This window comes from Vibrio sp. 811 (assembly GCF_033339195.1).
Window position 1 is genome coordinate 1 of sequence record NZ_JAWOUB010000757.1, and the last position, 561, is coordinate 561.

Annotated in this window: 1 protein-coding gene; it reads left to right on the forward strand. The window is 45.5% G+C overall.

Going from position 1 to position 561, the window contains the following annotated elements:
* A partial coding sequence (tatC, locus tag R7Q46_RS29240; protein ID WP_318078590.1) for a twin-arginine translocase subunit TatC occupies positions 1-429 on the forward strand: 429 nt, incomplete at its 5' end.
* Positions 430-561 lie beyond the last annotated feature (132 nt).

Consider the following 561-nt stretch of genomic DNA (forward strand, 5'->3'; position numbering starts at 1 on the left):
CGTCGTTTGATCATGCCATTGCTGTTTTCTAGCTCGTTGCTGTTTTACTGTGGCGTGGCCTTTGCGTATTACGTGGTATTTCCACTGGTATTTGGCTTCTTTACTGCGATTTCTCTCGGTGGGGTTGAGTTTGCGACCGATATTTCGAGCTACCTAGATTTTGTGCTGGCGCTGTTTATGGCGTTTGGTATTGCGTTCGAAGTGCCAGTGGCGATCATCCTACTTTGTTGGACTGGGGCGACCACGCCGCAAGACCTAAAAGAGAAGCGTCCATACATTATTGTGGCAGCGTTCGTTGTCGGCATGCTGCTGACGCCGCCAGACATGATTTCGCAGACGTTACTTGCGATCCCAATGTGCTTACTGTTTGAGGTTGGTCTGTTCTTTGCTCGTTTTTACACTCGTAAAGATGAGGAAGAAGAGGAGTAATCCTTCAGTTTTTAGACAGTAAAAAGCGGCTCAAATGAGCCGCTTTTTTGTTGCGGTTGGTTTGTTATTTTGGGCTAACTACTTAACTTTCAATACGTAACCACATTTAGTACAGACATAAACTTCTTTGAT